This window comes from Streptomyces sp. NPDC058650 (genome assembly GCF_042717315.1).
Taxonomy (GTDB): Bacteria; Actinomycetota; Actinomycetes; order Streptomycetales; family Streptomycetaceae; genus Streptomyces.
In genome coordinates this window covers 222,012-233,921 of sequence record NZ_JBHXRL010000010.1, presented here as the reverse complement: position 1 = coordinate 233,921, position 11,910 = coordinate 222,012, and the positions used below count along the sequence as shown (strand labels likewise).

The 11,910-nt window shown below is 70.6% G+C and carries 7 protein-coding genes; all 7 read right to left on the bottom strand.

The window, feature by feature from the left end; genetic code table 11:
* Window positions 1–4: 4 nt before the first annotated feature.
* The 7 genes from ACFWWU_RS20340 to ACFWWU_RS20310 all read right to left on the bottom strand — a co-directional run bounded on the left by ACFWWU_RS20340 (window position 5) and on the right by ACFWWU_RS20310 (window position 11,649).
* The gene (locus tag ACFWWU_RS20340) at window positions 5–2,737 is read right to left on the bottom strand and encodes a Tat pathway signal sequence domain protein (RefSeq protein ID WP_384147193.1); all 2,733 of its coding nucleotides are present in this window, start codon (window positions 2,735–2,737) and stop codon (window positions 5–7) included.
* Window positions 2,738–2,927: 190 nt separating this feature from the next.
* The gene (locus tag ACFWWU_RS20335) at window positions 2,928–3,566 is read right to left on the bottom strand and encodes a hypothetical protein (protein WP_384147191.1); all 639 of its coding nucleotides are present in this window, start codon (window positions 3,564–3,566) and stop codon (window positions 2,928–2,930) included.
* A 16-nt stretch (window positions 3,567–3,582) separates the two neighbouring features.
* On the bottom strand, window positions 3,583–4,488 hold the full coding sequence (locus tag ACFWWU_RS20330; RefSeq protein WP_384147189.1) for a carbohydrate ABC transporter permease: 906 nt from the start codon (window positions 4,486–4,488) through the stop codon (window positions 3,583–3,585).
* Window positions 4,485–5,516, bottom strand: coding sequence for an ABC transporter permease subunit (locus ACFWWU_RS20325; RefSeq protein WP_384147187.1), 1,032 nt, complete (start codon window positions 5,514–5,516; stop codon window positions 4,485–4,487). Before ACFWWU_RS20325 ends, ACFWWU_RS20330 begins: the two co-directional genes overlap by 4 nt.
* On the bottom strand, window positions 5,516–6,766 hold the full coding sequence (locus ACFWWU_RS20320) for an ABC transporter substrate-binding protein (protein WP_384147185.1): 1,251 nt from the start codon (window positions 6,764–6,766) through the stop codon (window positions 5,516–5,518). Before ACFWWU_RS20320 ends, ACFWWU_RS20325 begins: the two co-directional genes overlap by 1 nt.
* Window positions 6,767–6,972: 206 nt before the next feature.
* Window positions 6,973–8,487, bottom strand: coding sequence for an alpha-N-arabinofuranosidase (locus ACFWWU_RS20315; RefSeq protein ID WP_384147248.1), 1,515 nt, complete (start codon window positions 8,485–8,487; stop codon window positions 6,973–6,975).
* A gap of 249 nt (window positions 8,488–8,736) precedes the next feature.
* A complete protein-coding gene (locus ACFWWU_RS20310; RefSeq protein WP_384147183.1) occupies window positions 8,737–11,649 on the bottom strand; it encodes a glycoside hydrolase family 48 protein in 2,913 nt (970 codons plus the stop codon).
* Window positions 11,650–11,910: the final 261 nt, after the last annotated feature.

Here is an 11,910-nt window from a genome sequence, read left to right as displayed (position 1 = left end):
GTTCTCACGCGGGGAGGTGGTCGCCGACCAGGGCGAGGTTCTGGATGGCGGCCAGGCCGTACAGGGCGGTCGTGTTGGTGCTGATCCACAGGTGCTCGTAGCCGGGTTCGAGGGCGGCGGCGCCCTGGACGGGGGTCTTGTCCCAGACCATGGCCGCCGTGTATCCGTCGCTCTTGTCGAACCTGGCCCAGGCGCGCTGGGCGAGCTTGGCGTCGTTCAACTGGGCGGCGGCGTAGGCGTCCTGGCGCGAGTGGCCCTGGAAGAGGAGGAGCGTGCCGAAGTTCTTGCCGTAGCGGGCGGCCTGTTCGGTCTTCGAGGCGTTGAAGTAGCGGCAGTAGTCGAGCCAGGCCGCCTTGAACCGGGGCATGTCGACGAGGTCGATGAGCTCGGCGCACATCTCGACCAGGCCGAACATGGCGGAGAGGTGGGAGACGCCGACGACGGGTTCGGTGGCGACGGCGAAGCGGCCGGTGTCGAGGTCGTAGAGGCCGGTGCCCTGGACGAAGCCGTTCGGCTGGGCGGCGATGGTCTCCATGGTGGAGCGCAGCCGGGCCTCGGCCTTCGCCGCCTTGGGGCCGCCGCGCTCCCACTCGGTGAGCCAGGCGGCGGCGAGGCCGCTCCAGTCGGTGCCGAAGCCGATGGAGAGTGCGTGGCGGTCCGGTGTGTACGGCTCGGTGCGGATCTTGCGGATGGGGTCGAGGACGAGGAAGGTCTCGTCGGAGTCGACGAGGTCGTGCATGAGGTCGCCGACGCGTTCGTCCGCGGTGAGGAAGTAGTAGGGACGCCGGTAGACGGCGGTGGAGATGCGCTGCTGCTTGGCGCTGTCGGCGAAGTGCTGGACACCGTGGCGGGTGCCGAGTCCGGCCCAGGTGCCGAGGTGGTAGACGTCGACCTCGCCGGTGTGGCGGGTCATGGCCTCGGCGAAGCGGAAGACGTCGGAGCGGCCGGAGCGCAGGTAGGCGTACCAGAGCCACAGGTCGGGCGAGAGCTCGGAGTTGTCCCAGGCGTAGCCGCCGACGTCGTACCGCCACTGGTGCCGGTCCTCGTCATAGGTGTGCATGATGTCGCCGTAGTCCCAGAAGCCGTACCAACGGCGCTGTTCCACCTGGTCCTTGTAGTACGTGAAGAGGTAGTCGAGGTGGTCCTCGATCTTCGCCTTCGCGGGGGTGGAGCGGTCGACGGGCGAGAAGAGTCCGCCGAACACCCGGGCGCGGACGAGGTCTTCGGGGCCGACGGCGAGCTGCGGTGGGGTGCGGACGGCGGCGGCCTGGGCGACGAGGGTGTCGGCGGCCGGGGTGGCGGCGTTGGCCCAGAACATCAGCTCGCTGGTGCGGGCGATGCCGTAGGGGGTGCCGAAGCCGGGCTCGTGGTCCTCGTACGTGATGTTGAGGCCTTCGAGCTGCTCGGGGAAGGTGTCCTGGCCCAAGCCGTCGTGGTAGAGGCGCAGGTCCATGGGCTGGGCCTCGGGCGACCACAGCCAGAGGGTGACCTCGGCCTCGTCGCCGGCGGCGCCCCGGATGTCGAGCTGGGCGGGGTGCTTCTGCCAGAAGTCCCGCAGGCCGAAGGAGAGTCCGCCGGTCACGCCGCCGACATAACCGAAGCCGCTCGCGCGCCGGCCGCCGCCTGCCGGGATCCAGCCGTGGCCGGGCTTGGTGCGCTTGCGCAGGGCGAAGCCGTCGGCGGAGAGCTGGGAGAGCGTGTAGTCGCCCCAGGTGGGGACGTACTGCATGCGGGTCGTGACCCGCTGGTCCCAGGTGGCGGGATCGGGCAGCTTCTCGCCCTTGACCTGCGCCGTGCGGACGGCCGCGCCGGGGTCGCGGCGCAGGCCCGTGATGCCCTGGACGGCCTCGGTGAGGAAGCCCGCGCCCTCGCCGGCGATCCGGACGTGCCGGTCGTAGGCGGCGTCCCGCATCGGGACGGTGAAGCGGACGCCGAGGCCGCGGATGAAGTCCTTGGCCTGGTCGCCGTCGTAGGTGATGGTGTGGACCATGCGGAAGGACTCGGAGCCCGCGTAGAAGTAGAGGCGTACGGAGAACGGAAGCCAACTGCGGCTGCCCTTGCGGTGCTTTCCGTCGATCCGGACCACGGCCCGGACGGGGCCGCGCTGTTCGACGGTGACACCGGAGATCTCGCCGTCGAACCGCTCCCACTTGGCATTGCCCTGGTCGCCGTCGTCGAGGTCGCTCTGCCGGAGCAGGACGAGCCGACCGTCGGTGGCGATCTTCACGCCGTCGCGGGTGACGGACTCGACGAGCTTCCCGCCGTCCTTCCGGATCACGGCGTGGATCGTGCCGGTGTCGACGGTGATCCGGCGGCCGGTCTCGGTGACGGAGACCGTCGTCGCGGCGGTGGCGGGGGCCCCGGGGGCGAGGCTGAACCGCTCGGCACCGGCGGCCTCGGGTCCCACGGCGTGCGCGGTCCACTTGAGGGAGCCGTCGGGCCAGCGGGCGGTGGTCCAGGTCTGTACGGGGACGTTCGCGCCGTCGGCGGTGGTCAGCGCGAAGGCCTGGTCGCCGGGGTGGACGCCCTGGGGCCAGGCGGCGCCGAAGGTCGATCCCGCGGCGGCCCCGAGCCCTCCGGGCTCCAGCCAGGTGACGGTGGAGGGCCCGTCGGCCGCCGGGGTCTCGGCGGGCGCGGCGGCCTGGGCGTCCCCGCGCCCGAGGACCCAGCTGAACTGTGCGGCGGCACCGGCGACGGCGGCGGCCTTGAGGAGGGAGCGGCGAGGTATCGCGGACATCGGAATCCCTTCATGCGCATGACGGAGAGCGCTGTCACGGCGGAGCGCGGGGACAGCGGAGGAACGGAAGACAGGGGTGGGGGCGCGTGGCCCGGCGGCTGCGCGCTCGCCGGAACCGTGGCCCGGCGGCTACACGGTCGCCGGAACCGTGGCCCGGCGACTACGCGGTCGCCGGACCGTTGCCCCGCGGCTACGGAGTCGCCGGAGCGCGTGGCCCGGCGGCTGCGCGCTCACCGGAGTCGCGCCCCGGCGACTCCGCGGTCGCCGACGCCGTGGCCCGGCGCTCGACCGCCAGCGCGGCGGCGACCGTGATGCCGAGCGCGGGGACGGCGAGCGGGGCCGAGAACCAGGCCGAGGCCGCGATCACGGCGAAACCGCAGACGACGAGCAGGGAACCGGCCGGGTCCCGCAGGGTCCGGCGGCCCGCCGGGGCGAGGAGCTCGCGCCAGCGGGCATCCGGGTGCCAGGCCGCGCACGCCCGCAGCAGGGCGACGGCGAGCCCGAGGGCCACGAGGACCCCGGCAGCGCCGACGAACCGGGCGCCGGGCAGCACCCCCGCCCGTACGACGGCGAGGTCCGCCCACAGCAGGGCGAGGGTCGCCCAGACGGCGATCCCCACGAGCCAGCCCCGGCGGACGGCGGCGCGCAGGTCGGCGGCGAAGAACCGCAGACCGGCCTCCTCGTCGCCCGTCCAGCGCCGCAGGTGGGCGGCGCCCGCCGCGAGCGCGGCCGGCAGGGTGACCAGCGGGAGCGCGGCGACGGCGATCCACACCCCCACGAGGAGGCACTCCGCGAAGATCCCGAAGCGGGCCATGAAGCGTGCTCTCATCTCGCCTGCCACCCCCTCAGCCCTTGAGGCCCGAGGTGGCCATGCCGTCGATGAGGTACCGCTGGAAGGCGAGGAAGAAGGCGACCACCGGGAGCAGTGCCACGAGCGACATCGCGATCATCCCGCCGTAGTTGGCGACGCCGTCCTGGTCGACGAACATCTTCAGGCCCAGCGAGACCGTGTACTTCTCGGGTTCGTTGAGGTAGATCAGCGGGCCCATGAAGTCGTTCCACGCGTTGATGAACGTGAAGATCGCGCTGGTGATGAGGGCCGGCCGGCAGAGCGGCAGGACGATCGACCAGTACGTCCGCAGGTGCCCGCAGCCGTCGAGGCGGGCGGCCTCGTCGAGTTCCTTCGGCAGCCCGCGCATGAACTGGAGCATGAGGAAGACGAAGAAGGCGTCCGTGGCCAGGTACTTGCCGAGGAGCAACGGCGTGTAGGTGTTGATCAGTTCGAGCTTCTGGAAGAGCACGTACTGCGGGATGAGCAGCACGTGGTACGGCAGGAGCAGCGTGCCGATCATCAGGGTGAAGAGCACTCCGCGCCCGGCGAAGCCGATCTTGGCGAAGGCGTACGCGGAGAGCGAGCTGGAGATCAGCACGCCCACCACCGAACCGACGGCCAGGAAGAGGGAGTTGCCGAAGAAGGTGGAGATGGGGATGTCGGCGATGCCGTCGGCGAGCCGCCGGTAGTTGTCGGTGATGGGGTCGGCGGGGAAGAGGGTCAGGCTGCCGACGATCTCGTCGTTCGGCTTGAAGGAGCCGCCGATCACCCACACCACGGGATAGAGGATGACGGCGAGGACGGCCAGGGACCCGAGGTGCCAGGCGATCGAGCCCCAGCCGGTGCGTGCGGGCCTCGTCGAGCCCTTGCCGCCGCGCGCGAGGCTCGTCGGGCCTTTACCGGTGCGTGCGAGGCTCATCGGGCCCCCTCCTCGTAGTGCACCCAGCGCCGCTGGGACCAGAACAGCACCGCCGTGACCAGGCCGACGGCGAGCAGCAGCATCCAGGCCATCGCCGAGGCGAGACCCATCCGGCTGTTCTCGAAGCCCTGGATGTAGAGGTAGCAGGTGTAGACGAGCGTGCCGTCGGCCGGCCCGCAGGCGTTGCCCTGGCTGCCGATGATGTAGGCGGAGCCGAAGATCTGGAAGGAGTGGATGGTCTCCAGGAGCACGTTGAAGAAGAGCACCGGGGAGATCATCGGCAGGGTGATGTGCCAGAACCGCCGCCAGGGGCTCGCGCCGTCGACCTGTGCCGCCTCGTACAACTCCCGTGGCACCTGCTTGAGTCCGGCCAGGAAGATGACCATCGGGGCGCCGAACTGCCAGACGGTGAGCGCGACCAGGGCGTAGATGATGCGGTCGGGGTCGCCGATCCAGCCTCCGGCGTCCATCCCGAAGACCTGCTGGGCGCGGTCGACGGCGGCCCCGTCGGAGAAGATGGCGCGCCAGACGATGGCGATGGAGACGCTGGCCCCGATGAGCGAGGGCGCGTAGAACGCGGCCCGGTAGAAGCCCTGTCCGCGCCGGCTCTGGTTGAGCAGCAGGGCGACGCCGAGCGCGGCGGCCAGCTTCAGCGGGGTGCCGATCACCACGTACCAGCCGGTGATCTCGACCGAGGTGCGCCAGCGGGCGTCGCCGAACATCTCGGTGAAGTTGTCGAGGCCGATCCACTTCGGGGCGTCGAACAGGTTGTAGTCGGTGAAGGCGAAGTACAGGGAGGCCACCATGGGCCCCGCAGTGAGCAGGAGGAAGCCCGCTATCCAGGGGGACATGAAGAGGTAGCCGGCGAGGTTCTCGCGGCGGGCCCTGTGGGGGCGAACGGCGCGGCCCGGCGCCCCGGGCGGGCGCCCGCCGGACGGGGAGCCCGCGGGTGCGGGCCCCTCGTCCGGGCGGGGCGCCCGCCCGGGCTGCGGTGCGGGAGTCGGTGCGGAGGTCACGGCGGCGTCCATCAGGCGGAGAGCGCCGTCTTCGCCTCGGTGAAGTACTGCTTCACCGCGTCCCCGACCGGTCGCTCGCCCAGGGACATCTCCTCGGCGAGCCGCATGAAGGCGGCCTCGCAGACGTCGGCGCCGGCCGGGTGCGGGGTGATCGGCTCCAGGACGCGGGACTCGACGAGCTGCTTCTCGTACGCGGCGATCTGCTTGCCGACCTCGTCGGAGGGCACGTACGCGTCGTTCTGGGCGGTGGTGGCCGGGACGCCCCGGTCGTAGCCCATGATCTTCCCGACCTCGGGGTCGTGGACCATGAAGTCGATGAACTGGGCGGCCTCCTTGGGGTGCTTGGTGCGCTTGGAGGCGCTGAGCATGAGGGAGCCGAGGTACTGGCCGGTCTTGCGGCCGTCGGTGGTCGGGATGGGGGCCAGGCCGTACTGGCTCTTGCCCTCGGAGGTGTAGCGGACGGCGAAGTTGTCCCAGGTGAACTCGCAGCCCGCGAGCTCGGCGGTCACCGCCGACTTGGGCTTGACCGGGATGGTCTTCTTCGGGTTGGCGTAGACGCCTGACTTCACCCGCGTGACGGCCTTGCTCCACCAGTCCGTCAGGTCCGCCTCGGTGAAGCCGAGGCCGGAGGTGGTGAAGAAGGCCTTGCCCTGCTGGCGCAGGTAGAGGTCGTACAGGTACATGATCCCGTACGGGCCCGCGTCGCCGGCCCGGCCCTGGGTCTCCTTGATCTTGGCGAGGGCCGCGTGGTACTCGTCCCAGGTCCAGCCGGGCTTCGGGGTGACCCCGGCCTTGGTGAAGACGGCCTGGTCGACGACGAGGGCCATCGAGTTGCTGCCGACGGGGACGCCGAGCAGCTTGCCGTCGACCTCGCCGAACTTCTCCAGTCCGGCCCGGAAGCCGTCGAGGCGGAGGTTCCCCGCCGCGGCCTGCTCGCGCAGGTCGAGGAGGACGTTCTTCGCGTCGTACTTGCGCAGGAAGCCGATGGCGTTCTGGAAGACGTCCGGCGCGTTGCCGCCGGACGCCTGGGTGTTGAACTTCTTCCAGAAGTCGGCGTAGGGCTGGAAGTCGGTCTTGATCTTGATCTTCGGGAACTTCTTCTCGAAGAGCGCGATCGACTGATTGATCCGCTTGGCCCGGTCCTCCGAGCCCCACCAGCTGTACCGAATGGTGACGGTGCCGTCTCCGGAGCCCGAGCCGGTGCCGCAGCCCGCCGCGGTCAGGCCGAGAGCCGCAAGGGAGCCGCCGGCGACCTTCAGCATGCTCCGACGGTCAACAGTGCTTTGAGTACGCACAGTTCGTCCTCCGCGCGTTAATGGAACGTTTCAGGAAAGCGCTTGCTGGGCCAAAGTAGGGTCGTCCGCCAGCCACGTCAACGCTTCGGACGGGATCTTTCGAAGCGCTTCGAAGCTCGCGACGGGTGGACCCCTGTGAAAGGATTCAATATGGGGCCGGTCAGGCAGGCCGGTCAGGCCAGCCGGATGACGTTCCAGGACATCGGCTCCAGGACCGCCCGCAGCAGCCCGTCGTCGAGCGTCGAGCCGTCCACCGGGTGCGGCACGACCCGCTCCGGATCGTCGAGCGTGTTCCGGGCCTCCGGGTCCGCGTCGGCGAGCGCGCTGTGCTCGACGACCCGGTCGAGACCGAGGCCGCGCAGGGTCACCTCCAGCGGCAGGGGCGCGTCCCGGTCGCGGTTGACGGCGAAGACGGTCACGGTGCCGTCCTCGGCACGTACGGCCGTGGCGTGCAGCAGGGGCACCTCCCCGTACCGCGCCGTGGGGTACGCGGGCGAGTCCACCCGCACGTCGAGGACCGTGCCGCGGCCGTGCCGGGAGGCCTGGGCGAAGGGGAAGAAGGTGGTCTGCCGCCAGGCGGGGCCGCCGGGCTCGGTCATGATCGGGGCGATCACGTTGACGAGCTGGGCGAGACAGGCCACCGCGATCCGGTCGGCATGGCGCAGCAGCGTGATCACGAGGGTGCCGAAGACGACCGCGTCGGTGACGGTGTAGACGTCCTCCAGGAGGCGCGGGGCCTCCTGCCAGTCCTCCACCGCGTGCGGGTTGGGCCGGCGCTGGTACCAGACGTTCCACTCGTCGAAGGAGAGCGTCAGCTTCTTCGCGGACTTCAGCCGGGCGCCGACGTGGTCGCAGGTCGCGACGACCTCCTCGATGAAGGCGTCCATCTCGACGGCGGAGGCGAGGAAGGAGTCGCGGTCGCCGTCCACCTCCTCGTAGTAGGCGTGCAGCGAGACGTGGTCGACGACCTCGTACGTCTCCGCGAGGACCGTGGCCTCCCAGGCGGCGAAGGTCGGCAGGCCGCGCGCGGAGCTGCCGCAGGCGACGAGTTCGAGGTCCGGGTCGATGCTCCGCAGGGCGCGCGCGGTCTGGGCGGCGAGCCTGCCGTACTCCTCGGCGGTCTTCTGGCCGGTCTGCCAGGTGCCGTCCATCTCGTTGCCCAGACACCACAGGCGGATGCCGAAGGGGTCCTTGTCACCGTGGGCGACGCGGCGGTCGGAGAGCTCGGTGCCGCCGGGGTGGTTGGCGTACTCGACGAGGTCCATGGCCTCGGTGATGCCACGGGTGCCGAGGTTGAGCGCCATCATCGGCTCGGCCTCGGGACCGGCCTTCCGCAGGAAGGTCATGAACTCGCTAAGGCCGAAGCGGTTGGTCTCGGTGGACCGCCAGGCGACGTCGAGCCGGCGCGGCCGGTCCCCGACCGGGCCGACGCCGTCCTCCCAGCGGTAGCCGGAGACGAAGTTGCCGCCGGGGTAGCGGATCGCGGTGACGCCCAGCTCGCGGACGAGCTCCAGGACGTCGGTGCGCAGGCCGTCCTCGTCGGCGGCCGGGTGGCCGGGCTCGTGGATGCCGGTGTAGACGCAGCGCCCGAGGTGCTCGACGAAGGAGCCGAAGAGGCGGGGGTCGACGGCGGCCACGGTGAAGTCGGGGTCGAGGGTGAAGCGGGCGGTGCGCTCGGCGTCGAGGATGGGGCGGGCGGTGCCCTCGGGGTCGAGGATGGGGCGGGCGGTGTGCTCGGGAAGTGACACGCGAATCCCTTTCGTTCGAAATATCGACCACTGGTCGTGTGTCCGAACGAGAAGGTAGGATCCGGAACTTCGGGCGTCAATGGATCACCGCCGGGCCGGGTCCCGGGAACACGTGAAGCCCGGGCGGGCCCCTTTCGGGGTCCGCCCGGGCTCGTCGTACGCGGAGTCGGCTCCATGCGGGGCGGGCTGTTATTCGAGCAGCTCCGCGTACGAGCCCATGGCCAGGGCGATGTCCGCCTGGGCCCAGAACCGGTGGTAGGTGAAGACGGGGGCGGCGCCGCCCGCCAGATAGGCCTCGATCTTCGGCCAGGCCGGGTCGTCCTGGTAGAAGCTGCGGATCGAGGCGAAGGTGGAGGAGCTGTTCACCGTGTCGCCGTTCGGCATGGTGCCGGTCCAGGTGCTCGGTACCGAGACCGGGTCGTCGAAGCGGTTGTAGTCGGCGCGGGTCTCCTCGACGGCGATGCCCAGCGGGTCCTGGTGGTGGTCCCACATGCCGTCGAGCAGGGCCTTGGCGACCCGCTTGGCCTCGGCGTGGCCGGACTTGGCCGCGTAGTAGGTCAGGGTCTTGGCGTAGGCGGCGGCGACACCGACGTCGTTCGTGTAGTCGGCGACGGTGACGTGCAGGCCGGCGTTGGCGCCGGGGTTCGCCGCGTTCCAGGTGTCGGGTGCGCCGGACCACTTGAGAGTGGAGGGAACGCGGTAGGTACCGTCCGGGTTGATCGTGGTCTCGGACAGCGCCCAGGAGACCCACTTGTCGAGGACGGTCTTCGCCCCGGCGTCACCGGTCTGCTGGTAGTACTCGGCGACCCGCTCCATCGACCAGGCCTGGAAGCCGAACCACTGGTTCGACGCCGGGTCGTGGTAGACGGGCTTCTCGTCGTAGAACAGGCCGTGGAAGGTGGGGGTACCGGCCGGCGGGGTGGCGTAGCGGCCCTGCCAGCTGTTGGTGGCGCCGCCCGCGATGGCTCCCTCGTCGGACTGGAGCCAGCGGTAGAACTCCAGCTGCCGGTCGAGGCTGGTCGCCCAGTCCGCCGCGCCCGTCGTCGACTTGGGCTTGAGCGGGGCGTACTCGCTGAGCGCGTACGCGGCGAGCGGGTTCTGGTAGCCGCCGTGGGCGTGGCTGGAGCCGATGCGCCAGGACCAGCCGGCCGAGGCGTCGGTGGCGCCGCCCCAGGCGTAGTACCAGGACATCAGGTAGTGCGCGCTGTCCTTGCCGGTGCCGGCCGGGCAGGTGGTCGGGCCGACGCAGTTCCCGGACTTCTTGAAGTACTTGTCGAACATCGAGTACCGCAGGTAGTCACCCATCTTGGCGGCCTTGCCGACGGTGGCGGAGACCTGGGTGCCCTTGCCCTGCTCCTTGGCCCAGAGGTCGGCCCAGTAGGCGGCCTGGACGGCGCGGGCGTCGGCGTCGGGGGCGTTGGTGAACTTCCACTGCTTGGCGTAGGAGGCGTCCCCGGTGAAGAGGTCGAGGTAGCCGTTCTTCCCGCCGTAGGTGAAGTTGTCGCAGGTGGGGTGGGTGACGGTCTCCCAGACGGACTCCTGCGGGCCGCGCTGGAAGGTGTTGATGTACGAGGGGCCGGTCGCCGTCGGTCCGGCGGAGCACTTCCCGGGCTCGTTGCCGAAGCCGTAGACGTTGTCGACGTCCTGGATCCAGTGCATGCCGTAGATGTCGTCGGTGCCGTAGGCGCTCTTGAGTTCGGCGGCGATCGGGTCGGAGCCCGAGGTCACACCGGAGTCGAGCCGGGCGGGGTACTGCGAGGGCAGGTCCCACTCGGGGGCGTACGTCGCCGGCTTCGAGGCGTTGTAGGAGCCGGTGGTGGGCGTGTCGGCGTGGGTCGGGATCATGAATTTCTCCATGGTGTCCCAGGCGCCGTTGAACTTGGTCCAGTCGCCGGTGATCTTGCCGTACATGGCCTGGAGCCAGATGAGGTAGCTGTACGCCTCCGAGGTCGTCTGGTGCCCGTGGTCGGGGGCCTCGACGATCAGCGTCTCGACGGAGTGGTACGGGATGCCCTCGGGTGAGAAGTAGCCGTTGGCCGGGTTGGTGATCTTCCCGTGGAGGTCGAGGAAGCGGGCGTCGTACGTGGAGTTCGCCGCCAGCTGGGCGACGGTGACCTCGGCCTTGGCGTGGCCGGGGGCGCTCGCGGTGAAGACGGCCGAGCCGGTGCCGGTGGCCGCGGCGGCGACGGTCACCTTCTGGGCGGTGTTCCAGTTCGCCGGGGTGAAGGTGAGGGCGGCCGGAGTCGCGGTGAGGTTGGTGTTGCCGGAGGTACGGGCGACGCTCACCGTGACGTTCGCGGTGGGGGCGGTGGAGAGCTTCAGGTCGAAGGTGCCGGTGGCGCCCTGCCGTACCCCGAGCTGGCTCGGGGAGGCGACGAGCGCGGCTCCGGCGGCGACGGTGATGCCGACGGGAGCCGACTCGGCGGAGGCACCGCGGCTGTCGTACGCCTTGGCGTAGAGGGAGTGGGGACCGGTGGCGAGGCCGGCCGCGCTGAAGGTGAAGGGCGCGGTGGTGTCGGTGCCGAGGAGCGCGGTGTCGCTGTAGAACTCCACCTTGCTCACGGTGGCGCTGTCGGCCGCGGCGGCGGTGGCCGCGAGCGGCACCGCGTCGCCCTGGCTGTATACGGCCCCCGGGGTGGGGCTGGTGAGGACGGCGACGGGCGGCTGATGGGCGCCCGTGCAGGGGGTGCCGTTGACCGCGAACGAGGTCGGGGCCGCGTTGGCCCCGCTGTAGGTGAACTGGGCGCCGGTGGTGACGGCGGCGCCGGCGGCGACGCTGCCGTTCCAGGAGGCGTTGGTCACGGTGACGTTCTTGCCGGACTGCGACCAGACACCGCTCCAGCCGTTGGTGAGCTTCTGGTCACCGGCGTAGGCGTAGGTGAGGGTCCAGCCGTTCAGGGCCTCGGCGGCCCGGTTGGTGAGGGTGAGTTCGGCGGTGAAGCCCGAACCCCAGTCGTTCGCCTTGTAGTCGACGCTGCACTGGACCGCGGCGGCCTGGGCCGTGGTGGCGCTCACGGCCGTCAGGCCGAGGGGGAGGGAGAGCGCCGCGGCAAGGGCGGTCAGCTGCAGACGTGGTCTCGTTCGTGCTCGTAGGCGTGGCATGCGGGTGGTTCTCCTCGCGGCTCGGGAGGCGGGGGAGCGAAGAGCAGACGTGCATGGAGACAAGCTCTGAACCAGTGGGAGCGCTCCCACTGTGCAGTTGGGACGCAACGGCGTCAAGATGCGCGAAGAGTCGAAGGCAATTGGCGAGGGAATTTACCCAACCCCTCTTTTCCTTGGCGCCTGTTGGCGCTACGGTCTGCCCGACCAGTGGGAGCGAATCCGTCCGGTCGGCACACCGTCAGGGGTGTGCCCTCGCTGCGA

What these genes read in the sequence shown, in the direction of transcription:
- ACFWWU_RS20310 (WP_384147183.1), bottom strand. Translation starts at nt 11,649, where the DNA reads ATGCCACGCCTACGAGCACGAACGAGACCACGTCTGCAGCTGACCGCC.
- ACFWWU_RS20325 (WP_384147187.1), bottom strand. Translation starts at nt 5,516, where the DNA reads ATGGACGCCGCCGTGACCTCCGCACCGACTCCCGCACCGCAGCCCGGG.
- ACFWWU_RS20320 (WP_384147185.1), bottom strand. Translation starts at nt 6,766, where the DNA reads ATGCTGAAGGTCGCCGGCGGCTCCCTTGCGGCTCTCGGCCTGACCGCG.
- ACFWWU_RS20335 (WP_384147191.1), bottom strand. Translation starts at nt 3,566, where the DNA reads ATGAGAGCACGCTTCATGGCCCGCTTCGGGATCTTCGCGGAGTGCCTC.
- ACFWWU_RS20340 (WP_384147193.1), bottom strand. Translation starts at nt 2,737, where the DNA reads ATGTCCGCGATACCTCGCCGCTCCCTCCTCAAGGCCGCCGCCGTCGCC.
- ACFWWU_RS20330 (WP_384147189.1), bottom strand. Translation starts at nt 4,488, where the DNA reads ATGAGCCTCGCACGCACCGGTAAAGGCCCGACGAGCCTCGCGCGCGGC.